At 40.5% G+C, this 24018-nt stretch carries 22 protein-coding genes and 1 pseudogene; 17 read left to right on the top strand and 6 right to left on the bottom strand.

The genetic code is table 11. The features are described 5' to 3' along the window. The 6 genes and pseudogenes from HCK02_RS01155 to HCK02_RS01130 form a co-directional block, all read left to right on the top strand. On the top strand, nucleotides 1-843 hold an 843-nt coding region (locus tag HCK02_RS01155), incomplete at its 5' end, for an NAD(P)-dependent oxidoreductase (protein WP_208970422.1). Continuing rightward, nucleotides 833-1873, top strand: a pseudogene (locus HCK02_RS01150) (D-alanine--D-alanine ligase family protein). The gene HCK02_RS01155 and the pseudogene HCK02_RS01150, both read left to right, overlap by 11 nt. Nucleotides 1874-1878: 5 nt before the next feature. Further along, a complete protein-coding gene (locus tag HCK02_RS01145) occupies nucleotides 1879-2487 on the top strand; it encodes a M15 family metallopeptidase (protein ID WP_167628300.1) in 609 nt (202 codons plus the stop codon). Between the two features lie 309 nt (nucleotides 2488-2796). Next, nucleotides 2797-3225: a lipocalin-like domain-containing protein gene (locus tag HCK02_RS01140; RefSeq protein WP_167628298.1), complete on the top strand. Its 429-nt coding sequence runs from the start codon at nucleotides 2797-2799 to the stop codon at nucleotides 3223-3225. A gap of 197 nt (nucleotides 3226-3422) precedes the next feature. After that, nucleotides 3423-3692: a 30S ribosomal protein S14 gene (gene rpsN, locus HCK02_RS01135; protein WP_167628296.1), complete on the top strand. Its 270-nt coding sequence runs from the start codon at nucleotides 3423-3425 to the stop codon at nucleotides 3690-3692. Nucleotides 3693-3853: 161 nt separating this feature from the next. Continuing rightward, on the top strand, nucleotides 3854-4726 hold the full coding sequence (locus tag HCK02_RS01130) for a 5'-3' exonuclease (RefSeq protein ID WP_167628293.1): 873 nt from the start codon (nucleotides 3854-3856) through the stop codon (nucleotides 4724-4726). Nucleotides 4727-4752: 26 nt separating this feature from the next. Here the strand turns inward: HCK02_RS01130 and HCK02_RS01125 are convergent, their stop codons facing one another. Next, on the bottom strand, nucleotides 4753-5157 hold the full coding sequence (locus tag HCK02_RS01125) for a ribonuclease HI family protein (RefSeq protein ID WP_167628291.1): 405 nt from the start codon (nucleotides 5155-5157) through the stop codon (nucleotides 4753-4755). 85 nt (nucleotides 5158-5242) lie between these two features. Then, nucleotides 5243-5443: a cold-shock protein CspD gene (gene cspD / locus HCK02_RS01120; RefSeq protein ID WP_036071751.1), complete on the bottom strand. Its 201-nt coding sequence runs from the start codon at nucleotides 5441-5443 to the stop codon at nucleotides 5243-5245. A gap of 350 nt (nucleotides 5444-5793) precedes the next feature. Here cspD and mntR point away from each other — a divergent pair, with 350 nt between their 5' ends. The 9 genes from mntR to HCK02_RS01075 all read left to right on the top strand — a co-directional run bounded on the left by mntR (nucleotide 5794) and on the right by HCK02_RS01075 (nucleotide 15831). Further along, nucleotides 5794-6225, top strand: coding sequence for a transcriptional regulator MntR (mntR, locus tag HCK02_RS01115; protein ID WP_167628289.1), 432 nt, complete (start codon nucleotides 5794-5796; stop codon nucleotides 6223-6225). A gap of 165 nt (nucleotides 6226-6390) precedes the next feature. After that, nucleotides 6391-8073: a formate--tetrahydrofolate ligase gene (locus HCK02_RS01110; protein WP_167628287.1), complete on the top strand. Its 1683-nt coding sequence runs from the start codon at nucleotides 6391-6393 to the stop codon at nucleotides 8071-8073. 222 nt (nucleotides 8074-8295) lie between these two features. Then, on the top strand, nucleotides 8296-10173 hold the full coding sequence (locus tag HCK02_RS01105) for an ABC-F family ATP-binding cassette domain-containing protein (protein ID WP_167628285.1): 1878 nt from the start codon (nucleotides 8296-8298) through the stop codon (nucleotides 10171-10173). Nucleotides 10174-10186: 13 nt separating this feature from the next. Then, on the top strand, nucleotides 10187-11131 hold the full coding sequence (locus HCK02_RS01100) for a thymidylate synthase (protein WP_167628283.1): 945 nt from the start codon (nucleotides 10187-10189) through the stop codon (nucleotides 11129-11131). Between the two features lie 13 nt (nucleotides 11132-11144). Then, nucleotides 11145-11630: a dihydrofolate reductase gene (locus HCK02_RS01095; RefSeq protein WP_167628281.1), complete on the top strand. Its 486-nt coding sequence runs from the start codon at nucleotides 11145-11147 to the stop codon at nucleotides 11628-11630. A gap of 12 nt (nucleotides 11631-11642) precedes the next feature. Continuing rightward, nucleotides 11643-12515 (top strand): putative RNA methyltransferase, encoded by an 873-nt coding sequence (locus tag HCK02_RS01090; protein ID WP_167628279.1) that lies wholly within the window; start codon nucleotides 11643-11645, stop codon nucleotides 12513-12515. A 23-nt stretch (nucleotides 12516-12538) separates the two neighbouring features. After that, nucleotides 12539-14032 carry a phosphohexomutase domain-containing protein gene (locus HCK02_RS01085; RefSeq protein ID WP_167628277.1) on the top strand — a complete coding sequence of 498 codons (1494 nt, stop codon included), beginning with the start codon at nucleotides 12539-12541 and terminating at the stop codon, nucleotides 14030-14032. Between the two features lie 129 nt (nucleotides 14033-14161). Further along, the gene (locus tag HCK02_RS01080; RefSeq protein WP_167628275.1) at nucleotides 14162-14785 is read left to right on the top strand and encodes a DedA family protein; all 624 of its coding nucleotides are present in this window, start codon (nucleotides 14162-14164) and stop codon (nucleotides 14783-14785) included. Nucleotides 14786-14850: 65 nt separating this feature from the next. After that, nucleotides 14851-15831 (top strand): aromatic acid exporter family protein, encoded by a 981-nt coding sequence (locus HCK02_RS01075; RefSeq protein WP_167628273.1) that lies wholly within the window; start codon nucleotides 14851-14853, stop codon nucleotides 15829-15831. Between the two features lie 16 nt (nucleotides 15832-15847). Here HCK02_RS01075 and HCK02_RS01070 read toward each other — a convergent pair whose 3' ends face one another. Further along, nucleotides 15848-17221, bottom strand: coding sequence for an L-cystine transporter (locus HCK02_RS01070; RefSeq protein ID WP_167628271.1), 1374 nt, complete (start codon nucleotides 17219-17221; stop codon nucleotides 15848-15850). A gap of 308 nt (nucleotides 17222-17529) precedes the next feature. On the opposite strand from HCK02_RS01070, the gene HCK02_RS01065 reads away from it, so the two are divergent. Next, nucleotides 17530-18543: a hypothetical protein gene (locus tag HCK02_RS01065; protein WP_246215503.1), complete on the top strand. Its 1014-nt coding sequence runs from the start codon at nucleotides 17530-17532 to the stop codon at nucleotides 18541-18543. 28 nt (nucleotides 18544-18571) lie between these two features. Then, entirely contained in the window at nucleotides 18572-19855 is a 1284-nt protein-coding gene (locus HCK02_RS01060; RefSeq protein ID WP_208970421.1) for a hypothetical protein, read from the top strand. Between the two features lie 47 nt (nucleotides 19856-19902). Here the strand turns inward: HCK02_RS01060 and ppdK are convergent, their stop codons facing one another. The 3 genes from ppdK to ccpN are packed head-to-tail and all read right to left on the bottom strand — an operon-like array spanning nucleotide 19903 to nucleotide 24014. Further along, nucleotides 19903-22542, bottom strand: coding sequence for a pyruvate, phosphate dikinase (gene ppdK, locus HCK02_RS01055; protein ID WP_167628265.1), 2640 nt, complete (start codon nucleotides 22540-22542; stop codon nucleotides 19903-19905). A 25-nt stretch (nucleotides 22543-22567) separates the two neighbouring features. Then, the gene (locus HCK02_RS01050) at nucleotides 22568-23377 is read right to left on the bottom strand and encodes a pyruvate, water dikinase regulatory protein (protein WP_167628263.1); all 810 of its coding nucleotides are present in this window, start codon (nucleotides 23375-23377) and stop codon (nucleotides 22568-22570) included. 13 nt (nucleotides 23378-23390) lie between these two features. Then, nucleotides 23391-24014 carry a transcriptional regulator CcpN gene (ccpN, locus tag HCK02_RS01045; RefSeq protein ID WP_167628308.1) on the bottom strand — a complete coding sequence of 208 codons (624 nt, stop codon included), beginning with the start codon at nucleotides 24012-24014 and terminating at the stop codon, nucleotides 23391-23393. Nucleotides 24015-24018: the final 4 nt, after the last annotated feature.

Raw genomic sequence — 24018 nt, 5'->3', positions numbered from 1 at the left:
AAAAGTCCTTTCGACATTTGTGTCTATTTATTTACTAGTATATCAAAAAAGGTGTCTACTTTATTAGGATACATGCAGAAAGAGTTAGGGGTCAAGCATGTTTCAACACGAAGTCTAGGAACAAATCATATTGATATAGCTTATGCTGAGCACGTTGGTATACAGGTAGAAAGCATTTTTTACTCACCAGAAAGTATTGCCGATTTTACATTGGCGCTCTTATTAATGATGGTAAGAAACATGAGTGAGATCTTTCATAACACGAAAAATAACAATTTTAACCTACCTCACCAAAGGGGAAAAGCACTATCTAGTCTTAATGTTGGTGTAATTGGTAATGGTCGAATTGGAAAGGAAGTAATAAAAAGACTTGAAGGTTTTGGAAGTGCTCAGTTAATTTTCGATCATAAAAAGTGGACAGAAAAAAAAGTTACATTCGATCAACTACTAAAGGAATCTGATGTTATTACGCTTCATGTTCCACTCAACTCAGATACTTATCATCTGATTGGGGAAAAAGAATTTAGAAAAATGAAAGCTGGTGCAATTTTAATAAATACTTCTCGTGGAGCTATCGTAGATACTCAAGCAATGATAACTGCATTACAAGATGGTAATTTGGGAGGAGCTGCACTGGATGTGATTGAAGATGAGGAAGCTCTTTTTCACAAAAACTCATGTGAGAAAAAGGGTTCAAAAATATTGGATATAATTAAATCGTTCCCTAACGTTATCCTTACGCCACATATTGCATATTATACTGATAAAACATTGGAAGATCTTGTGGATAATACGTGTTTGAGTTATTTAGAATTTGAAAGGAGAAATAGATTTGAAAGATAAATTAACAGTTCTTATATTATTTGGAGGGGCGTCAGAAGAGCATGAGGTGTCTATAAAATCTGCAAAAGAAATTGCCGACCATATTGATAAACAGAAATTTTCGCCAATATATGTAGGGATTACAAAAGAAGGGAACTGGCGTCTATGCGATGGTCCCCAAAATGGATGGGCAAATGCCTCTTGTGATTTAGCAGTATTGTCACCAGATAAAGACACACAAGGGTTAATAGTCTTTAAAGAAGATGGATATCATATTATTCAGATAGATGTAGTATTCTCCGCGTTACATGGAAAAACGGGGGAAGATGGAACTATCCAAGGGTTACTGAATCTATCTGGTATTCCTTATGTTGGATGCGATATTGAGAGTTCGGTCAGCTGTATGGATAAAGCATTAACCTATCTTATTTTGATAGGAGCTGGATTTAATGTTCCTAAATATTTCATCATACATGATGAAGAGGATGTTGATTTAAAGAAATGAAAACAATTTCTTCCTTGCTTTGTTAAACCGGCGCGTTCAGGTTCTTCCTTTGGTATCACCAAAGTGGAAACTAGCAATGCTCTGTTAGCGGCAATCGAAAACGCAAAAAAATTTGATGAAAAAGTACTAGTGGAAGAGGCGATAACGGGGATGGAAATTGGTTGTGCTATTTTGGGGAATGGTGACAAGCTAACTATCGGAGAAGTTGACGAGATAGTATTGTCTGATGGATTTTTCCGCATTCATCAGGAAAAAAATCCAGAAAAGGGATCTGAGAACTCTTCATTCTGTGTCCCAGCAAATCTACCAAAGAAAACACAAGAAGAGATTCAGCAAACAGCTAAAAACATCTATAAAGCATTAGGTTGTCGCGGGTTATCTAGGGTAGATATGTTTTTAAAAGACGATGGCACAATTATTTTAAACGAAGTGAATACACTACCAGGTTTGACTTCTTACAGTCGATTTCCTCGAATGATGAAAGTAGCTGGTATTACTTATTCAAACTTAATTGAAAAATGCATTCATTTAGCGCTGGAAGGATGATAAAAATGCAAAAAGGATTTGTGTACTTAGATGAGTTCATTCAGGGCATTCGCTGGGATTGTAAATATTCAACGTGGGATAATTTCATTGGAAAACCAGTAAATGGCTATGAAACTAATCGAATCATTGTCACAACAGTTTTGGCAAAGAAGCTGCTCCAAGTTCACACAGAAGCACAGTCGCTTGGTTATGGTCTACTTATCTGGGATGGTTACCGCACGCAGCGAGCTGTGGACAACTTTTTAGAATGGGCATTAGATAGTGAAATAGATGGAGATAAGTCTAGGTATTATCCGAATATGAGTAAAACTGAAATGGTTTCAAGGGGATACATTGCTTCGAAATCTAGTCATAGCAAAGGAATAGCAGTCGACTTAACACTTTATCAATTAAAAACAAATCGTCTTCTACCTATGGGGACAGAATTTGATTTTATGGATGTTTCATCTCATCATTATTCTAAAGTCGTATCAGCTGAGGCGCAAAAAAACCGAATGCTACTAAAAGGTATAATGGAAAAATTCGGATTTGAATCATTGAAACAAGAATGGTGGCATTACTCTTTAAAGGATGAGATCTATCCAAATAAATATTTTGATTTTCTAATTTCCTAATTCACCTTTTTATTTTTTGTAGATTTCTGCTTACTTAATAAATTTTCATTAGAAATTCAAAGATGTTATAATAGATATAGGACCATTATTTTGGAAAAAAGCACGGAGAAGCAAAGTGTAATGACTTTCTACTAATCTGAAACTAAGAAGGATGTAAAGGTGATGAACAACCACCAGTCAAAGTTAGTTGCACAAGATCAAGAGTAACAAGCGAGCTTTTCTTTAGATACGCCATGATTGTGTCACATATGATGAAATAGTTCTTAGCAAAAAGCAATATGATAAGCGAAAAATTCAGGAGGTCTTAAAATGAAATTAACAGAGTATTTGATTGGAACTTGGGAACTTGTTGACTATGAGTATCAAGTAAATGGAGAAAAAAGTGATCCACTAGGTCAACGTCCAACGGGATTTTTAATGTATACGCCAGATGGTTATGTCTCCGCACAAATGATGAAACAAGGGAGACCGTCTTATAAAAGTGGTGATTTGCATACTGGAACTGAAAAAGAAATGGCGGAAGCTGCCCATGGATATTTAGCTTATGCTGGTGCTTACAAAATTACGGATTTTGACGAAAAAACCAATACCGTAACAGTTCAGCATACGATGTCAGTGAGTATGAACCCAACTTGGCTAGGAGAAACTCAAAAAAGGTTTGCTGAATTTAAGGATGGTTTACTAACAATAACAGCTGATGTCAATGATTCTAAATTAATTTGGAAGAAAGCAAGATGATATGTTATGGAGATTAAATAGAATGATTTTGCAAAGCAGATATTTGAAGAGACACAAATATTGGATTATTGTAAAAAGTATAGCATATGAGAAAAGGCGTTTGTTCTACAAACAGAGAACTTGACAAATAAAATAAAAAGCGTAAAATTTAAAACGTAATCATTTCGATTTATTCTAAACCAAGAAAGGAGATTGCTATGGCTAAAAAATCTAAAGTAGCGAAATACGAAAAACAAAAAGCAATGGTCGAACACTATCATGCACTTCGTAGCGAATTAAAAGCAGCTGGGCGTTACGATGAACTTCGTCGCTTGCCGCGGGATTCTTCTCCAACAAGACTGCACAATCGCTGTGAATTAACAGGTCGTCCACATGCTTACATGCGTAAATTTGGCATGAGTCGGATTCGCTTCCGAGAACTTGCCCATAAAGGACAAATCCCCGGCGTGAAAAAAGCAAGCTGGTAAAATAAAACAATCCCAAAGTCTCAATCCAATTTAAATGGATTGAGATTTTTTGTTAAAACTGGAAAGTACTAGTTCAAAAATAAGTAAATGTGTTTGAAAGAGAATTGCTCCTTTTTATGGTAAAATGAAGACAAAGAAATGGAAACAGAGGGGAAACGTTCATGGAAAATAAACAACCAAACTTGCTTGTGATTGATGGCATGGCGTTATTATTTCGTGCTTTTTACGCGACGGCTGTCACAAACCAGTTTATGTACAATGAAAAAGGAATACCAACAAATGGTGTTCAAGGGATGATGCGCCATATTTTTGCGGCGGTTAGGCAAAATAACCCGACGCATACCATCATTTGTTGGGATATGGGGAGCAAAACGTTTCGAAATGAATTGTTTGATGGCTATAAAGCTGGAAGAAAAGCCCCGCCTGAAGAAATGATTCCGCAATTTGATTTGGCAAAAGAAGTAGCGGCAGCCTTTGGTTTTATGAACCTTGGTGTAGCTGGTTTTGAAGCTGATGACTGTATCGGGACGATTACAGCAAAACTAACACCAGACTTAAGAACCACAGTTTTAAGCGGGGATAAAGATTTGCTTCAATTGATTGATGTCCAAAACGATGTTTGGATCATGCAAAAAGGTTATGGCAATTATAAGCGTTATGATGAAGCAACTTTTTTTGCAGAAATGGGTGTGACGCCACATCAATTTATTGACGTGAAAGCGCTGATGGGGGACACTTCGGATGGTTACCCTGGCGTGCGTGGAATCGGCGAAAAAACGGCCTTAAAACTAATTCAAGAATTTGAATCGATTGAAGGAGTGCTTGAAAATATTGAAGCGCTGAAACCCGGACAACAGAAAAAAATCTTAGAAGATCAAGAAATGCTTGCACTCAGTCGGAAACTAGCGCGCATTCACACTGATGTGCCGCTTGAGCTTGATTATGACCGGATGCTTTACCGTGATGCTGCAAGTATTGCTGGGGATATTATTCATACTTACGGGCTTCGAACATTAGAAAGAGATTTTTTCTAGAAAAAACGCCGAATGTGCGCGCTCGCTCACTTCGGCGTTTTTCCTTTTTTGGCATTTTGGATAGCTTGTCTCGCCAGTTCATCCGCTTTTTTATTTTGGCTGACGTGGCGGTAGTTGACAAAAAATAACGGAATTTGTTCGATTAGTTTTAAGATTTCATCCAGATGTGCCTTGAAAAGCGGATTTTTGGCATATTGTTTTTCGATACTCGATACGACGATTTTTGAATCTGAATAAAGGCGGATAAGTGTGGGATTAAACGTCAAAGCCAGTTCAAGCCCGCGCTTGGCTGCTAAAAACTCCGCTTCATGGTTTGTCATCGTGCCTAGGAAAATGGCCTTTTGCTCATGAAGATTATCCGAAACAAGTACAATGCCGGCACCGCTCAACCCCGGGCTTCCTGAACTAGCACCGTCTACAAAAACATCCATTTTGTTCCTCCGCTTCTTTTTTAACTAGCATAGCACAAATAAAAAAGCTGGCAAATAGCCAGCTCGACATTTAGATGCAGTTTTCTTACAGCTTTTCGACGTTTGCAGCTTGCGGTCCACGATTTCCTTCAACAACTTCAAAAGAAACTTCTTGACCCTCTTCAAGCGTTTTGTAGCCTTCGCCTTGGATAGCCGTGAAGTGTACGAAGATATCCTCGCCGCCGTCAGTTTCGATAAAACCGTACCCTTTTTCGTTATTGAACCATTTTACTTTCCCATTTTGCATTGAATTGAATCCTCCTAAATCCCGACCCCTTATAAAAGGCCTTTCTGTCATACAAGAATGTCTCATACGATAATACTAATATATAACAATATACCTAAGAAAGTCAAGTGAATTGCGAGAAAATTATATAATGTTCCGACTTGTAAAGGTTTTCTTTTTAGTTTTTTGGAAAATTTACAGAGGTAACAGGTAAAAAAGAACTAAATTTCTGGATACAATCACTAGAAAAAAAGGATTTTCTCCTAGTTGTGAAAGGTGAAAAGAGGGAATGAAGTGTAAAAGCTTTGTGAAAAGCACGCGAATATAGTACAATTTGAATGTGAAAGAAATAAGGTTGGAGGGTAAGTGTTATGCCAACACCAAGTATGGAAGACTACATAGAGAAGATTTATTCTCTTATTTTGAACAAAGGTTACGCAAGAGTATCAGATATTGCAGATGAACTTTTGGTGCACCCCTCTTCCGTCACAAAAATGGTTCAAAAACTAGACAAAGATGAATACCTCGTTTATGAAAAATACCGCGGTCTTGTTTTAACGCCGAAGGGCAACAAAGCAGGGAAACGCCTGCTAGAGCGACATGCTCTTTTGGAAGAGTTCTTAAGAACAATTGGAGTGCGAGAAGAGCATGTTTATGAAGATGTGGAAGGAATTGAGCATCACCTTAGCTGGAATTCAATTGACCGGATAGGGGATTTGCTACAATTTTTCAAAGAACATCCAGATTGTCTTGAAAAACTTCACAAGAGTCAAAGTGAAGATTCAGAAGACGACGATGAATAATTTTGGGCACACAGCTTTGCAAAGTAAGCCAAACAAAGCGCAATCTTTTTACGTACAGCAGGTTTCCTGTTGGCCGAGTTTTTCGGTGCATAAAAAAGAAAGTGTTTACATTTGCAGGCTTTGTACTATATATCAAATTGAAGCTACATATGGAGGGGAATAGGAATGGCGAAAGAAGTAAAATCCGACATCGAGATTGCACTCGCTGCAAAAGTAGATCCAATTACACAAATTGCAGAAAGTATTGGTTTGAATGAAGATGCACTGGAACTCTATGGAAAGAAAAAAGCAAAACTTACTTATGAAACGATTCATTCTCTAAAAGATCAGGAAAACGGAAAACTCGTACTTGTAACCGCTATCAATCCAACTCCGGCTGGTGAAGGGAAATCGACTGTTACAGTGGGGCTTGGTGATGCACTAAAACGCCAAGGCAAAAAAACAGTGATTGCTTTACGGGAACCTTCGCTTGGACCAACAATGGGGATTAAAGGTGGAGCTACAGGCGGCGGCTATGCACAAGTTGTTCCGATGGAAGATATTAATTTGCATTTTACTGGTGATTTCCACGCGATTACAACAGCTAACAATGCGCTATCGGCTTTTATTGATAACCATATGCAACAAGGCAATGATTTGAAGATCGACCAACGTCGAATCGTTTGGAAACGAGTAGTGGATTTAAATGACCGAGCTCTTCGGAAAGTTGTGGTAGGTCTTGGTGGCCCTATCCAAGGAATTCCGCGTGAAGATGGTTTCGACATCACGGTGGCTTCTGAAATTATGGCGATCATTTGTTTAGCTACAGATCTAGAAGATTTGAAACACCGCTTAAGTGAAATTGTGGTTGGTTATAACTATGCGCGCGAACCGATCACAGTTGGCGAACTGGGCTATCAAGGTGCACTTACTTTGCTTTTAAAAGATGCCCTTAAACCAAACTTGGTACAAACACTAGAACATACACCGGCGCTTGTTCACGGCGGTCCATTTGCTAATATTGCACATGGCTGTAATAGTATTCAAGCGACAAGTACAGCCCTAAAATTAGGGGATTATGTAGTGACAGAAGCAGGATTTGGTGCGGATCTTGGTGCAGAAAAATTCCTGGATATCAAAGTCCCGGCACTTGGGAAATCTCCAGATTGTGTTGTCATTGTAGCAACGATTCGGGCGCTTAAAATGCATGGTGGCGTAGCAAAAACGGAACTTAGCACGGAAAACGTAGAAGCGTTAAAAGCAGGCTTTGCGAACCTTAAGAAACACACAGAATCTGTGCAAAAATTTGGCATTCCGTTTGTTGTAGCGATCAACAAATTTATTACGGACACTGAGGCGGAAGTGAAGGCACTTGAAGCGCTTTGCGACGAGGCAAACATTCCGTTCTCGCTTACAGAAGTTTGGGAAAAAGGCGGCGAAGGTGGACTCGATCTTGCGGAAAAAGTCATTGGCGAAGTAGAAAAAGGCGAAGCTTCTTATAAACGCCTTTATGATGATGCGAGCTCGATCGAGGAAAAACTGGAAACGATCGTAACGCAAATTTACGGCGGAAGCGGCGTTGAGCTCTCACCAAAAGCACAAAAACAAATCACTGAATTCAAGAAATACGGATGGGACCGCTACCCAATTTGTATGGCGAAAACGCAATATTCGCTTTCGGACGACCCAGCTAAGCTAGGACGGCCAACAGACTTTACGATTCATATTCGCGAATTTATTCCAAAATTGGGCGCAGGCTTCATCGTGGCGCTTACAGGTGACGTGATGACGATGCCTGGGCTTCCGAAAAAACCAGCAGCTCTTAATATGGATGTGGACGAATTCGGAAACGCACAAGGATTATTTTAAATGGAAAGAAGCCGAGTAAAGGCGGGAACGCTTTGCTCGGCTTTTTAATTTTTTCGAATTGGTGACAGTTTTCATTTATAAGATTCAAGACAAAACTTTTCTGTTTGAGCAGGAAGTTTTTTTATTTTGCTTAAAAAGGGGTGTAAAAATAAGAATTGGGAATTGCGATAACTGGATAATTCGGCTAAAATGGAAGAGATTAAAGATAAGGATGATAAACGAATGAAACAATTGCAATTGATGCAAGTTACAAAAACTTATGGCGAGAAAGTGCTGTTTCAAAATGTAGATTTAACGATTACAGAAGGCGAACGAATCGGCTTGATTGGTATCAACGGTACTGGCAAGTCGACTTTTTTAAAGGTGATTTCTGGAGAAGAATCAAGCGATACAGGGGAACGAATCGTACCGAAGGATTATACGATTGGCTTTTTGAAACAAGATCCGGTTCTTCCTGCTGATTCTACGGTTTTAGAAGCGGTTTTCCAAGGCGAATCGCGCAATTTGCAGGCGAACCGACATTATGAAGCGGTTTTGCTCGAATTAGAGCGCGATCCAGAAAATTCGCTTTGGCATGAAAAATTGCAAGCTGCACAAGCTGAAATGGATGCTTTCCATGCTTGGGATATGAACACGGAAGCGAAAACGATCCTAGAAAAATTGGGGATTAAAAATCTGGGGCAAACGATTAAAGAGCTTTCAGGCGGACAAAAAAAGCGTGTTGGGCTTGCTCAAGTTTTGATTGAAACCCCGGACTTGTTCATTTTAGATGAACCGACGAACCATCTGGATTATTTGTCTATTCGTTGGCTTGAAAACTATCTGAACCGTTTCAAAGGCGCTATTTTGCTCGTTACCCATGATCGCTATTTCCTAGATCAAGTGACAAATCACATTGTGGAATTAGATAATGGAGACCTTTATCGCTATGTGGGCAACTATGAAAGTTTTATGGAAGCTAAAGCCATTCGACTGGAAAATGCCGCTCGTGAAGTTGAAAAAAACCAAAACTTGTACCGGCGGGAGCTTGCTTGGATGAGACGCGGCGCTAAGGCGCGTTCAACTAAACAAAAAGCACGGAAAGATCGTTTTGAAGAACTTAAAGAGATTGTCGAAACTAAGAACGACACGGATACGCTAGAGCTCGATTTTAATACAAGTCGGCTAGGGAAAGATGTTTTTATTCTCGAACATGTTGAAAAAGCATTTTCAGATAAAATAATTTTGCGCGATTTTAACTTAATCGTCCAACCAGGTGAGCGCCTTGGCATTACAGGGCAAAATGGAACCGGAAAATCGACGCTGTTAAATTTGTTTGCAGGCGAAACGAAGCCGGATAGTGGGACGATTACTGTCGGACAAACCGTTCGCATCGGCTACTACACGCAACATAATTTAGAACTTGATGAAGATGCACGAATCATTACGTATTTGCAGGAAATTGGAAATGAAGTCGAAACGAGTGCAGGCGAGAAACTGAGCGTAAGCGCAATGCTTGAACGGTTTTTGTTTAAACCAGAGACACATGGCAAGAAAATTAGCGCCTTGTCTGGCGGTGAAAAGCGAAGACTGTTTTTGCTTAAGATTTTAATGACCCGCCCGAATGTGCTTTTACTTGATGAGCCAACTAATGATCTCGATACGGAGACGTTAACGGTGCTCGAGGACTATTTGGAAAGCTTCCCGGGGACGGTGATCACCGTAAGTCACGATCGCTATTTTCTTGATAAAATGGCTCGAAAGTTGTTGGTCTTTAAAGGAAATGGTGTGATTGACACTTATTTTGGCGATTACAGCACCTTTTTAGCGGAACAGGAAGAAGTTTCGAAACCGGTCGTTAAAAAAGCCGCGGCACCCGCTCAAAAGCAAGAAACGAAGGAAAAAGTGAAGCTGACGTATAAAGAAAAACTTGAGTGGGAAGGTATTGAAGATGCAATTACTCGACAAGAAGAACTCGTTCAAGCGCTTCATGAAAAACTGGAACAAACAGGGGCAGACTTTGGAAAAGCGGCTGAAATTAGCGCGGAAATCACGGAAAAAGAAGCGGAACTAGCAGAGCTTATGGAACGCTGGGAATATTTGGCGCAATTTGTAGATTAAGGAGTGTTGAGGGATGAAGCAATATCTGGACTTGGCAAAATTTGTAATGGAAAACGGAACGGAAAAAGGAGACCGGACGGGAACAGGAACGAAGAGTGTTTTTGGCTACCAAATGCGTTTTGATTTAGCGGAAGGGTTTCCGATTTTAACAACGAAGCGAGTTGCTTTTCGACTCGTTGTTAGTGAATTATTGTGGTTCTTGCATGGGGATACCAATATTCGTTACTTGCTTGAACACAAGAATAACATTTGGAATGAATGGGCGTTTGAACGATATGTGAAGTCGCCTGATTATCATGGACCCGATATGACGGATTTTGGATTGCGTGCAAATCGCGATCCCGCCTTTAATGAAGTTTATCAAGCAGAAATGGAAACGTTCAAAGCAAAAATTCTTGCAGATGAAGCGTTTGCTAATAAATATGGCGAACTTGGAAATATCTACGGGAAGCAGTGGCGTGAATGGAAAACGTCAACTGGCGAAACGATTGACCAACTTGCTAATGTGATTGAAATGATCAAGACGAATCCCAATTCTCGTAGGTTAATTGTTTCTGCTTGGAATCCGGAAGATATACCGTCGATGGCGCTTCCGCCTTGCCACACACTGTTCCAATTTTTTGTTGCAGATGGCAAACTTTCTTGTCAATTGTATCAACGAAGCGCGGATATCTTCCTTGGGGTGCCCTTTAACATTGCAAGCTACGCGCTTTTGACGCATTTAATTGCTCGTGAAACGGGACTTGAAGTTGGTGAATTTGTGCATACGATGGGAGATGCTCATCTCTATAACAATCACTTTGAACAAGTCCGTACCCAACTTTCTCGCGAAACGCGTCCGTTACCGAAACTTGTTTTATCAGACAAACCTGCTTCTATTTTTGATTTCGATGTGGCAGATATTTCATTAGAAGGTTATGATCCGCATCCTGGCATTAAAGCACCTATTTCAGTATAAGGAGGAATAACGAATGATTACATTTATTTGGGCACAAGATGAAGCGGGGAATATTGGAAAAGACAATACCATGCCGTGGCACTTACCTGCAGATCTTGCTTATTTCAAAAAACAAACTACTGGACATACGATCGTTGTTGGACGAAAAACCTATGAATCTTTTGGACGCGCACTCCCTAACCGCAGAAATATCGTGCTTTCACGTGATCCTGACTTGCAACTTCCTGACGCGGAAGTGGTTCATGACAAGGCGGATGTGTTAAAGCTTGCAGAAACAGAAGATGTTTTTGTTTGTGGTGGCGCTGAAATTTACCGGTTATTCCACGATCAAGTGTCGCGCCTTTTTGTGACGAAAATTGGCGCAAGCTTTGAAGCGGACACCGCTTTTCCAGAATTAGACTGGTCGAAGTTCCGTGAAGTTAGTCGAATCGAGGGGCAAGAAGATGAAAAAAATCGCTATCCATTTGCTTTTTATACGTATGAACGAGTGGACGACTAAGGAGCGGCTTTAATGAAATCTAAACTTGAACAAAGTAGCGAGCTAATCGAAGCGTCAGTGGCTCTAATGCGCTGTCCGATTTGCGAAACTGACCTCCAGTTTCAAGTGCCAAGAAGTTTGGTTTGTAAAGAAAATCATAGCTTTGATTTGGCAAAGCCGGGCTATTTGTTTTTAGCTCGGCATGCGCTTAAGGCAACAAAATACGATCAAACTCTTTTTGAAGCGCGAAAACGCTTGATTCAGACTGGCTTTTTCGAGGAAACGATGGCAGAGGTTTTAGCACAGATTGAAGTGCTTCAAAAAAGTGAGCTCGTGCTTTTCGATGCGGGTTCTGGCGAAGGGAGTCACCTTGCTTTTTTAACCAAACAGCTTCAAGAAACGGTTCATTTTGCTTTTGGATTTGATCTCGCTAAAGAAGGGATTCGCCAAGCGGCACGTGATTTTTCTGGAATTACTTGGGCGGTGGCTGACCTTGCGAATTGTCCGCTTCAAACGGGCAGTGTGGATGTGATTTTGAACATTCTTTCGCCGGCAAGTTACGATGAATTCAGTCGTTTGTTAGCCGCTCAAGGAATTTTGATCAAAGTGATTCCAGAAGCCAATTATTTACAGGAATTGCGGCAGTTTTTTTATCAAGATGAGCGGCAAACTTATTCGAACGAAGCGGTTGCTAATCGATTTTATGAGCATTTTGATGTGGTATATGAAAAGCGCATCACAAAGCAAAAGACGCTTCAAAAAGAAGAACAAGCGGATTTGCTCACAATGACGCCACTTGGATTCCAAATTTCAGAGGAAAGAAAAACTGCTTTTTTGGATAGTGGCACTAACCAAATGACACTCGATCACCGGATTATTGTTGGAAAGAAAAAAGCGGATGCTTAAAAAATGGAAAAGGAGCGGTTAGGATGGAAGCAGAACTTTCGGCTTTGCAAAATGGATCAGATATTCGCGGAATTGGCTTAGAAACTGAGGAGCATCAAATGACACTGACCGATGAGGCGCTCGGGAAGATTGCACGTGGCATCCTTCGTTTCTTGCAACAGACAAAAACGGCTAATGATGAGAAGTTAGTAGTCGCGATTGGGCACGACAGCAGGCTTTCTGCGGCGCGAATCAAAGCTCAGTTAGTGGCGGTTTTAAAAACAGGTGGAGTCACGATTTTAGACGCAGGTCTTGCAACAACGCCAGCGCTTTTCATGGCGACTCAGTATGAAAGCTTTCAGGCGGATGCAGGCATCATGATTACGGCGAGTCACTTGCCTTATTTTTACAATGGCATCAAGCTGTTTACGAAAGCGGGCGGCGCGGAAAAAGAAGATATTCAGTTCATCTTAGAAAACGGTGAAAGTAATATTCCGCAAACTCAGGCGGGATCAGTGAAGAAAATTGATTTGATGGATACATACGCGGCTGATCTAGTCGCAAAAATTCGCGACCAAGCAGGAAACGGGGAGAGGCCGCTTGCTGGAAGTCGTATTGTCGTCGATGCCGGAAATGGCGCCGGGGGATTCTTTGCGAGCAAAGTACTGGAGCCACTTGGTGCAGATACGACAGGCAGCCAATTCCTTGACCCAGATGGACATTTTCCAAATCATATCCCGAATCCAGATAACGATGAAGCGATGGCAAGTCTGCGCGCGGCTGTTCTGGAGAATAAAGCGGATCTCGGGATTATTTTTGATACGGATGTGGACCGGGCGGCAATTGTTGATAAGTTCGGCGATAACCTCAACCGCAACGCTCTTATTGCTGTGATTTCTGCTATCATTTTAGAAACGCATCCAGGGTCAACGATTGTGACGGATTCAACGACTTCGAATCACTTGGAAGCATTCATTCAGGATCTTGGCGGGAAGCAACACCGCTTTAAACGGGGTTACCGCAATGTGATTAATGAAGCAATTCGTCTCAATGAAGCTGGCGAAAATTCAGAGCTTGCCATTGAAGTGAGCGGGCACGCAGCGTTAAAAGAAAATTATTTTCTCGATGATGGCGCGTATCTTGTCGCTAAAATTCTCGTGAAATATGCTAAGCTCAAGCAAAAAAACCGCGATTTAAGTGATTTGACGGAAAAATTGGTCGTTCCTGCTTTAAGTCATGAATTTCGAATTCAAATCAAAGCTGATGATTTTAAAGCATACGGGGAAGATGTATTAACTGCTTTTCGACAATTTGTTCAAGAAACGGCTGGCTTGGAAATCGTTCCAGTAAACTACGAAGGGGTTCGTGTCAATCTTTCAAATGAATTTGGTTCAGGATGGCTGCTTTTAAGAATGAGCCTCCATGAACCTGTAATGCCGCTTAATATGGAGTTAGACCAAGAGGGAACGTTAGAAATACTAGAAGCAAAATTACACACATTTTTTGCCGACTACCCAAAACTTGTCCTTCCTTTTTGATGTAAAAACTTTCTCGCCTTGCGTGTGTAGCAAAGCGAGAAAGTTTTTTCTAGTTATGACTTGCGGACTGGATTTATTTACGGTATGATAAAAATAAAGTAAGTACTTGATTTTTGAAGGAGTGAATCCATGGAAGCTTGGATAACAAGTGTCATGAATGAACTTGGCTATTTTGGCGTTTTTGTTTTGATTACGCTTGAAAATTTATTTCCACCGATTCCATCTGAACTGATTTTGACATTTGGTGGCTTCATGACGACGATTACACAAATGAATCTTTTTCTTGTGATCGTTGCGGCTACTTTTGGTTCTGTGCTTGGAGCGGTTTTACTTTATTCGATTTCACTTTATTTTGGGAAAGAACGGATTAAACGAATCGTAGCCAAATATGGGAAAATTTTACGCTTAAAAGAAGCGGATATTGATAAAGCTGATACCTTTTTCGCGCGATACGGAGGACGAGCTGTATTTTTCTGTCGGATGATTCCACTGATTCGGAGCTTGATTTCTATTCCAGCGGGGATGGCGCGCATGCCTTTTCGAAGTTTCCTCATACTCACAACGCTCGGCAGCTTAATTTGGAATACAATTTTAATTGGTCTTGGAGCTTTTCTCGGCGAATCATTCGGAAAAGCCGCTGCTGCCATTGATTCCTTTAGCACGGTTATTTACTGGGGAATTGGCATTAGTGTAGTTGTGCTTTTTGTTCTTTTCATCAAAAAACGGCGCCGTCAAGAAGCACGCGATGAATAAACGAACGATTAATCTTGGAGCCTCGTCTTCAAGATTTTTCATGTGAAAAAGGAGGGGAAAGCCTTGTGAAATTAGGGATGCGAACGCTCAAAACCGCGTTTGGAGCAACACTTGCTATTCTTATTGCCGAATTTTTAAAGTTAGACTACGCGGTTTCAGCAGGCGTGATCACCGTGTTAAGCATACAAAATACCAAAAAAAGCTCACTTTTGCTCGCGATTCAGCGTGTCTATTCAACGGTTTTAGCACTATCCATTTCCGCCATTTTATTCTTGATTTTTGGCTATAACGCCATCAGCTTTGGCTTGTATTTACTTCTTTTCATTCCACTTGCCGTGCGACTGAAAGTCACAGATGGCATCGTCGTGAGTTCTGTTCTTGTCACACATATTTTAGTGGAAAAATCGCTTGCGCTCCACTGGTTTGTAAATGAAATGGCACTTATGATTGTCGGTGCTGGGATTGCGATTTTATTGAACTTATATATGCCGAAGCTTGACAGGGGAATCCGCGCGGATCAGAAAAAAGTGGAGCTTTTAATGCGCCAAATTTTGTTTTCTATGGCGCAGCGGCTGAGAGGAGAAGAGCCTTATTTAGAATTTGATCACAGGTTTGATGAACTCAAGCAGTTACTGCAAAATTTGGAAGAAAATGCGGTGCGCAATATGGAAAATTCATTTTTAAAAAGCTCGCCTTATTTTCTAAAATATGTCGATATGCGGCTGATTCAGTTCCGCGTTTTGACGCAGATGAAGCGACATTCGGCGGCCTTTCAAGGAGTTAGCGAACCAAGCCAGATCTTATCTCGCTTAACCGAGAAAACGGCGCTAGAATTGAGTGAAGACAATCCAGCTGAGGAGCTCGTAATGGGTGTAACCAAGATGGTGCACGATTTTCGCAAAAGTGAACTTCCCGTTTCTCGTGAAGAGTTTGAAAATCGAGCTGTTTTATTTCAGTTTATGAATGATTTACGCTATTTTTTAGAGATTAAGCGTGATTTTTATGTGGAATTTCAAACAATACAAAAAGAGAAAGTGCCTGAGTGACACTTTCTCTTTTTATTTAAGCTGTCATTTCTTTTGCTTCAGGCTCTTTTTCGAGGTTTTTCGTTGCCTTGCTTGTTACGATACCTGAAACCATGCTATCGCTGACGTTAAGAGCCGTACGTCCCATGTCGATTAGTGGTTCAATCGAAATCAATACACCGGCCAAACCAACAGGGAGGTTTAATGTGGAGAGAACGATAATTGCCGCAAAAGTTGCGCCTCCGCCAACTCCGGCAACACCAAAGGAACTAACCATCACAACGGCAACAACGGTTAAAATAAAGCTAATGGAAGTTGGATCAATGCCAACTGTTGGCGCAATCATAATCGCAAGCATCGCTGGATAAATTCCGGCACATCCATTTTGACCGATCGAAAGGCCAAATGAAGCAGCAAAATTGGCGATTCCATTTGGGACTCCGAGGCTTCTTTGGGCTTCAATGTTCATAGGAAGAGCTCCGGCACTAGTTCTCGATGTAAAGGCAAATGTAAGAACAGGGAATGTCTTTTTCAGATAAATGAGCGGGCTGATTCCAGTAAAGGAAACGATCAAAAGATGAATGATAAACATTGTAATAAGAGCCGCATAAGAAGCTAAGACAAAGTTTCCAAGTTTCAAAATGGCTGTCGCATCACTCGTTGCTACGGTATTTGTCATAATCGCAAACACGCCATAAGGTGTAAGACGAAGAATCAACCGAACGATTCGAAGCACAATCGCATAAATCGTATCAACGCCACGAGCAAAAAGTGCCGCTTCCTTAGGTTGCTTTCGTTCTACACCAAGGAAAGCAATGCCGATAATAACCGAGAAGATAACAACGGCAATTGTTGAGGTTGCCCTTGCTCCTGTGAGGTCAAGGAACGGGTTAGTAGGGAACAACTCTAAAATGCGACTTGGTAGTGTCGCGTCACTCATTTCTTTTAAGCTACCTTGAAGTTCTTTCGCGCGAGAAAGCTCAATGGAGCCTTGCGAAATATGATCGGCATTTAAATGGAAAAGAAGAGCGGCTCCGATGCCCACTACGGCCGCAATCGCTGCTGTGACAAGCAAGGTTCCAATAATCCAAATCCCAATTTTTGCGATATTCGTCTTTAATTCGAGTCGCGTAAAAGCTGCGATAATCGAAATGAAAATAAGTGGTATAGCAATCATTTGTAAAAGTTTAACGTAACCGCCGCCAACAATACCGAGCCAGTCCGTCGTTTCCTTCGTAACGCTACTTCCCATCCCGTAAATCCATTGTAAAATGAACCCTGCGATAATCCCAACTGCAAGAGCTAGAAGAACGCGTTTCGAGAAAGAAACATGGCGTTTTTGCATCCAAATGAAAAGACCAATGATAAAAAGTGCAACAACTAAATTTAGTATGACAAAAGCAGTATTCAAGCTTACTCCCCCTTTTAAACTTATTAATCCGATAAGATTTATCAGATATAAGAATACAGGGCTTCAAACTAAAAGTCAATCTTTTGATTTGAAAGAAGAAAAACAAAAAAAGCGTCTAAAAAAGAATTGGATAAAAAAGTGCAATAAAATTTACTTTTTTATGGTATAGTAAGTTATAAAACTTAGTTTCAGTAAGAAAATCAGCAAATGAAACTGATTTTTCAGCGGGAAGGAGAACAACAAAGTTGCACGTAAAAAAAATCTACATTCGATGGACACCTTATTTATTATTTCTAGTCTTTGTTTTTTTGATTACAACACAAAACTTAGCGCCTTTTGCTGTGATTTATTCGATTGCAGCTGCAGTTTTACTCACTTATTTATGGTTTTCAAAAAGTAAAATTCGAACAAAATTCGTCCTATCACTTTTATATTTGATTATCTTGACTTTACAACAAGTACTGACTGTGACCTATGTTTTTTCAGGTGGAGATAGCTGGGTGCTATTCACTATAAAAAAATTGGCAGCTATACTGCTGATTTTTGTACCATTTTTGATTGGATATTTCCATTATTTGTACACGTTACAACGTGAATTTTCAATTAAGGAAGCGACATCCATCAGTTTTGAAATGTTAAGAGAAATTTATTTGATGGGCGCAGATTATAAAACGAAATGGCAAAAAAGCAAAAACTCTTTGTCTAGAGATAATTTGAATGAAATATTAAAAGATATCCCAAGACATAGCTATACTAAATATCTTAGTAAAAATACTTTAACAGAAGCTTATTTTGAAGAATGTGCCAAATCTTTAAATGATGAACATCTTTATCTTGTAATTTCTAGTACAGGCAGTCCAGCGAGTGAAGTTATTTCACTTTTTACTAATAAAGCTTATAATCACGTTTCCTTAAGTTTTGATCGGGATTTAAAAACGATTATTAGCTACAATGGGGGAGAAAATGTTACACTGCCTGGCCTTAATCAAGAAAAAATCACCTCGTTTAACAAAAAGAGTGATGCTTCTGTCATTGTTTATAAACTGGAAGTCACTAAAGAAAAAAAGCAACGAATTATTGATAAAGTCAAGGAAATTAATGAGAAGGGGAGCGCCTATAATCTTGTTGGACTTGTAACGAAAGTATCCCTTCGACCCAATATCATGTTTTGCTCACAATTTGTTTATAAAATCTTAGAATTCGCCGACCTAGAATATTTTCAAGGACCGGCGACTAAAATCAAGCCAACTGATTTTGTCGAAAAAGATTATTACCGAAAATTAGTATTTTGCTATGAAATTAAATTTAATGAAGCACTATAAATAGAATAGACTAGAAGGGTGACACTAATTGTTGCGATTTAATCAGAAACAGCTGCAAAACTATATGAAACTTGATAATACTTCTATTATCCACTTGGCTTCCAAAAACAAAAAGTGGATTAATTTGTTTCGCTTATCCGTCACCTTAAAAGATACTGTTGACCCTCAAATTTTACAACAAGCTTTAAACACTACTGTTAAACGTTTTCCTTCAGTAGCAGCATGTATTCATAAGGGACCTTTTTGGTATTATCAATCGGCGGTTGCGTCTCCGCCCCAAATTGTGCCAGATCAAAGCGTTCTTTTAGGCTATATGTCAGATAAGGAGCTTGAGAAGTGTGCTTTTCGTGTGCTATATGCCCCAAAAGCGATTCACGTCGAACTTTTCCATGCGTTGACTGATGGAAAAGGCGGAGAAATTTTCTTAAAGTCTCTTCTCGCAGAATACTTAACGCTGAAATATAGGATCCAAATACCAGCAATGAATGGCGTCCTTGATCGCACTGAACCCCCAAAAGCGGCAGAAATGAGCGATCATTATCTTGAACTAGCTGATGCAAAATTTCAAAACAAGCAAACAGAAAATAAAGAGAAAATTTATCAAATTCATGGAAAGTCGGGCGAAACTTTGTGTCTTACAACCATCAAACTAACTGTCGATGAGTTAAAAAAACCGGCCAAGAAACTCGGGGTGAGCTTGACTGTTTTAGTGGCTACTTTTGTTTCCAAAGCCATACTTGTCATTCAAAAAGCAGATAAAACACAGAAAAAACGCCCCATTAGACTTTTTTTACCAATTGATTTGCGAAATTTCTTTCCAAGCTCAACACTACGTAATTTTGTTCTTTACGCCAAACCAGAAATTGATCCCAGAAAAGAGGAGTTTAGTTTGGCAAATATTGCATCTTCGATTGAGCAACAATTGAAAGAAGCACTATCTGAAGACCGACTGCGTGCAAGAATCACTCAGAATGTTCGTTTAGAACAAAATTCAATCATTAAGCGTATTCCGTTATTTATTAAGCGTTACTTGATGAAATTCTTTTTTTCGGCTAGCGAAAAAACTACTTGTTTAACACTTTCTAACTTAGGTGTGGTGAAGACTCCAGAAGAAATGAATCGTTATATTGAACACTTTGATTTTATTTTAAGTCCGCGTTCTAAAACACCTTATAATATCGGGATCATTAGTTTTGATGGAGAACTAAGGATCAATATTGTTAGAAACACCGAGCGGCCTCTTCTTGAGGATGCTTTATTGGAAATTTTAGCGGCACAGAAAATAGCTTTTGAAGTAGAAATGAAGTCATAAAAAACGTTCATGCGCTTAAATTGCGCATGAACGTTTTTTGAATCCGATTAGACTTTTTGTAGCTGTTCTCGCTCTTCCAAAACAACTTGTGCCGCAGCAAGGCGAGCAATTGGAACCCGGAATGGGGAGCAAGAAACATACCTCAATCCCAGTTTATGGAAGAAGTGAATCGAGCGCGGATCCCCACCATGTTCGCCGCAAACCCCCATTTTCATATTGGGATTGGTCATTCTTCCCCGAGAAACGGCCATCTCGACCAGTGCCCCCACACCAGCCGTATCAAGCGTTTGGAACGGATCTGTTTCTAAGATACCCCGTTCACTGTAACTCGGTAAGAATTTTCCAGCATCATCACGCGAGAAACCATAGGTGAGCTGAGTCAAATCATTGGTACCAAAGCTAAAGAACTGTGCCTCCTTGGCAATTTCATCAGCTGTTACACAAGCTCGCGGAATTTCAATCATCGTACCAATGTCATATGGAAGAAGAACGCGCTCACGATCAAAAATTGCTTGAACTGACTCTTTGATTTCTTGCTTCACAAAAGCTAACTCCTCTTTAGAAGAAACAAGTGGAATCATGATTTCAGGAAAGACTTTTTGCCCTTCGTCATGAATTTGAACTGCACTTTCCATAATCGCTTCAGCTTGCATCTTATAGATTTCTGGATACGTTACAGCTAGGCGGCAACCACGGTGACCAAGCATAGGATTGGATTCTGCAAGCTCGTTCACGCGTTTTTTAATTTCCGCAAGTGTTTTACCTGTGTCCTGTGCGAGCCTTTCCAAATCTTTTTCAGCTTTTGGCAAAAATTCATGGAGAGGTGGGTCAAGGAGCCTGATATTAACAGGTCTTCCTTTTGCGATGCGGAAAAGTTGAATAAAGTCTTCCTTCTGCATTTCTTTCAAATGTGCGAGTGCACGTTTTCTTTCTTCCAAGCTTTCAGCCACGATCATTTGGCGCACATAAGCAATGCGTTCCTCATGGAAAAACATATGCTCCGTGCGACAAAGACCAATGCCTTCCGCCCCGAAATGAATCGCAGTTAACAAGTCATTCGGTGTGTCTGCATTAACACGAATATCAAGTTGCTTCACTTCGTTCACCCATTCCATGAGTTCATCAAAGTGGCCACCGATTTCCGCTTCTGTCAAAAGAATTTCGCCCAGATAAACCTTTCCAGTTGATCCATCCAGTGAAATCGCATCACCTTCACGTAGCGTGATGCCTGAATTCGTCACAATAGTTTTTCCTTTTTCGTTGATGTCGATTTCTGAGCAGCCGGCAACACAACATTTTCCCATTCCGCGAGCAACAACAGCTGCGTGCGATGTCATGCCACCATGTGCTGTCAGAATCGCTTCACTTTTTGCCATCCCTTCGATGTCCTCAGGAGAGGTTTCATTCCGGACGAGAATTACCTTTTGCCCCAAATCAGCCGCTGCCACAGCTTCACTCGCGTCAAAGTAAACTTTTCCAGATGCTGCACCAGGACTTGCAGGAAGCCCAGTTGCAAGTACTTCTCCTTTTTCAAGCGCTTTTTTCTCGAAAGTGGGGTGGAGCAGTTGATCGATTTGTTTAGTATCAATGCGTTTAATCGCCTCATCACGACTGATCTTTCCTTCATGGACAAGATCTATCGCGACTTGAACCGAAGCCTGAGCCGTCCGTTTCCCATTTCGAGTTTGCAAGACAAAAAGTTTTTCTTTTTCAATCGTAAATTCAATGTCCTGCATGTCTAAGTAATGGTTTTCAAGAAGCTCACAGGTGTCCATCAGCTCATGATAAGCATCAGGCAAATGGCTTTTAAGCTTGGAAATATCCTCCGGTGTTCTTATCCCCGCAACGACGTCCTCACCTTGGGCGTTGATCAGAAATTCGCCGAAGACAGCTTTTTCACCAGTAGACGGGTTCCGCGTAAAAGCAATCCCTGTGCCACTTTTATTTCCGGTGTTGCCGAATACCATAGCTTGGATATTGACAGCGGTTCCAAAGTTAGGATCAATATCATTCAGCCGACGGTAAACGACAGCACGCGGGTTCATCCAGGAATCAAAAACCGATTGAACCGCAAGCCGAAGTTGCGTAAGCGGGTCTTGCGGGAAAGGCTCGGATCCATGTTCGAGATAGAGTTCCTGGTAAGTGGTAATAAGTTTTTCAAGATCATCCGGTGTCAGTTCAGTATCTTGTGCGTAGCCTTTTTGCTTTTTAATAAGCGATAGGGCTTCTTCAAATTTATAAGAAGGAATTCCTCTTACAACATCCCCGAACATTTGGATAAAACGGCGGTAGGAGTCAAGTGATGAACGAGCATCCTTAGTTTGATGAATTATTCCTTGAACCGCCTTGTCATTTAAACCAAGATTTAAAATCGTATCCATCATCCCAGGCATTGAAACAGGTGCCCCGGAGCGGACAGAGACGAGAAGTGGATTTTCATTTGACCCAAATTGCTTGCCTGTTTTTTCTTCAAGCCATTTTAAGTGAGTTAAGACTTCTTCAAAAATTTCTTCAGATAGCGTTTGATCATTTTCGTTATAATCTTTACAAGCATCCGTTCCAATTGTGAATCCTGGAGGGACAGGCAAGCCGATATTGGTCATTTCAGCTAAGTTGGCTCCTTTTCCTCCTAAAAGTACTTTCATGTCTTTTGATCCTTCACTAAATTGGTAAACAAATTTTCTCACTGTCTTCACCTCAAAAAATAGATTTTTAATTCACTTGAATCATTTCTTGCACAAGAGCAGCAGTTTCCTCAATGGCCTTATCTTCCACGTGAATAACACGGCATTTCAACTTTTTAAACGTCTCATAGCCATACTCTAATTCCTCAAGAATGCGGCGGTCGCTTGAATAGTTACTCATTTCATCAAGCCCCATAGACCGGAGCCGAACGCGACGAATCCGTTCTAATTTTTCTGGTGTTGTAGTGAGCCCGATAATCCTGTTTGAAGGGATTTTAAATAATTCTTCAGGCAAAGGGATTTCGGGGACAAGAGGGACGTTTGCGACTTTTAAATTTTGATTGGCTAAATAGCTACTGAGTGGCGTCTTGCTAGTTCTTGAAACCCCGACAAGAACGATATCCGCTTCAAGTAAGCCACGTGGATCTTTGCAATCATCATATTTGACCGCAAATTCGATAGCAGCAATCCGGTCAAAGTAAGCGTTATCAAGTCGGCGCATATTTCCCGGATCTTCTTTCGAATGGAGTCCCGTTTTCATTTCGATAGCTTCCGTCAGATGGGTAAGTAAATCAATATTGGCGATCTTTTCTTGCTCACAATAAGATTTGGCGTAGTGAGCAAGTTTAGAATTAACGAGAGTTTGAACGACAATCCCATCTGCTATTTTCGCTTCTTCTAAAGTTTCAAGTAAAGCCGCTTCATCACGAATAAAAGCGTGCCGCCGGATATCCGGTTGTTCGTTAAAATCAAACTGAGCGGTGACGGCTCGAATGGTATGCTGAGCCGTTTCTCCAATCGCATCAGAAATTACATAAATGACAACAGGTTGCTTCATAATTTCCCTCCTGCTAAATTTCATCTTTTAAAGTGGTGACAAAAAGTTCTACAATACTCGATTTGGATAGCTTGCCGATAATTTGATCCTCTGCATCAACAACAGGAAGTGAATCCACTTGATGCCTCACAATCGAAAGGGCAGCATCCAAGATAGCGTCTGTTTTTTTAACCGTTAATAAATTAGGCATCCGACTCATAATGGTTGCAATCGGCGTTTCTTTCGTGTTTGAACCAGCAATCGTACTTTTAAGCAAATCTTTACGGCTCACAAGTCCGATGAGACGTGTTTTTTCTGCGACATAGAGACTACCAGAGTCTTCCAAAAATAGCTGAACAACCGCATCATAGACACTCATTTCTTTCGGAACAAGAATCGGATGGGTCATCACATCGCTGACTTTTAAATTGCGAATGTCTTCGAACAAACCGGGATTTTTTTCTAGTCCAGAGTAAAAGTAGCCGACTTTGGGACGTGCATCCAAAATGCCAGTCATAGTCAAAACAGCAAGATCAGAACGAATCGTTGCACGCGTTAGTTTCAAGAAGCGCGCAATTTGATCCCCAGTGGCTGGCTCATTCTTTTTTACAAACGCCATAATCGCATGTTGACGTTCTGAAAGTTGAATAAGAATCACTTCC

It is taken from the genome of Listeria valentina (assembly GCF_011800755.1).
GTDB lineage: Bacteria > Bacillota > Bacilli > Lactobacillales > Listeriaceae > Listeria > Listeria valentina.
This window is presented reverse-complemented; position numbering and strand designations above follow the sequence as displayed.

What these genes read in the sequence shown, in the direction of transcription:
- HCK02_RS01145 (WP_167628300.1), top strand. Translation starts at nt 1,879, where the DNA reads ATGCAAAAAGGATTTGTGTACTTAGATGAGTTCATTCAGGGCATTCGC.
- HCK02_RS01140 (WP_167628298.1), top strand. Translation starts at nt 2,797, where the DNA reads ATGAAATTAACAGAGTATTTGATTGGAACTTGGGAACTTGTTGACTAT.
- rpsN (WP_167628296.1), top strand. Translation starts at nt 3,423, where the DNA reads ATGGCTAAAAAATCTAAAGTAGCGAAATACGAAAAACAAAAAGCAATG.
- HCK02_RS01130 (WP_167628293.1), top strand. Translation starts at nt 3,854, where the DNA reads ATGGAAAATAAACAACCAAACTTGCTTGTGATTGATGGCATGGCGTTA.
- HCK02_RS01125 (WP_167628291.1), bottom strand. Translation starts at nt 5,157, where the DNA reads ATGGATGTTTTTGTAGACGGTGCTAGTTCAGGAAGCCCGGGGTTGAGC.
- cspD (WP_036071751.1), bottom strand. Translation starts at nt 5,443, where the DNA reads ATGCAAAATGGGAAAGTAAAATGGTTCAATAACGAAAAAGGGTACGGT.
- mntR (WP_167628289.1), top strand. Translation starts at nt 5,794, where the DNA reads ATGCCAACACCAAGTATGGAAGACTACATAGAGAAGATTTATTCTCTT.
- HCK02_RS01110 (WP_167628287.1), top strand. Translation starts at nt 6,391, where the DNA reads ATGGCGAAAGAAGTAAAATCCGACATCGAGATTGCACTCGCTGCAAAA.
- HCK02_RS01105 (WP_167628285.1), top strand. Translation starts at nt 8,296, where the DNA reads ATGAAACAATTGCAATTGATGCAAGTTACAAAAACTTATGGCGAGAAA.
- HCK02_RS01100 (WP_167628283.1), top strand. Translation starts at nt 10,187, where the DNA reads ATGAAGCAATATCTGGACTTGGCAAAATTTGTAATGGAAAACGGAACG.
- HCK02_RS01095 (WP_167628281.1), top strand. Translation starts at nt 11,145, where the DNA reads ATGATTACATTTATTTGGGCACAAGATGAAGCGGGGAATATTGGAAAA.
- HCK02_RS01090 (WP_167628279.1), top strand. Translation starts at nt 11,643, where the DNA reads ATGAAATCTAAACTTGAACAAAGTAGCGAGCTAATCGAAGCGTCAGTG.
- HCK02_RS01085 (WP_167628277.1), top strand. Translation starts at nt 12,539, where the DNA reads ATGGAAGCAGAACTTTCGGCTTTGCAAAATGGATCAGATATTCGCGGA.
- HCK02_RS01080 (WP_167628275.1), top strand. Translation starts at nt 14,162, where the DNA reads ATGGAAGCTTGGATAACAAGTGTCATGAATGAACTTGGCTATTTTGGC.
- HCK02_RS01050 (WP_167628263.1), bottom strand. Translation starts at nt 23,377, where the DNA reads ATGAAGCAACCTGTTGTCATTTATGTAATTTCTGATGCGATTGGAGAA.